Source organism: Psychroserpens mesophilus, from assembly GCF_050617655.1.
GTDB classification, from domain to species: Bacteria; Bacteroidota; Bacteroidia; order Flavobacteriales; family Flavobacteriaceae; genus Psychroserpens; species Psychroserpens mesophilus_A.
In genome coordinates this window covers 1-237 of sequence record NZ_JBODQC010000500.1, presented here as the reverse complement: position 1 = coordinate 237, position 237 = coordinate 1, and the positions used below count along the sequence as shown (strand labels likewise).

Below are 237 nucleotides of genomic sequence, written 5' to 3'. Positions count from 1 at the left end.
AGCGGAAGGGTCATCAGCCGGAGTGATGACCGTGTGTCTTGGCGCTGGTGGGCCCAATAAGCGAAATACCAAACGGCCAATAAAACAATCAGCATGATTCCCACAACGACCAGGTTAACGTGCCCATCGGCCGGGCTTGGCGTGTACCCGTCCCCATCGTTGAGCCAACGGGTGACCCAGAAAAAGAGTCCGCTGTTAAATTTCCAGCGGTCGTTGTAAATGCGTAACGCACCAAAC

General features: G+C 54.4%; 1 protein-coding gene. It reads right to left on the bottom strand.

The window, feature by feature from the left end:
• Positions 1–237, bottom strand: a 237-nt coding sequence (locus tag ACRHNM_RS18160) for a hypothetical protein (protein WP_431138024.1), incomplete at both ends; no start/stop codon positions are given.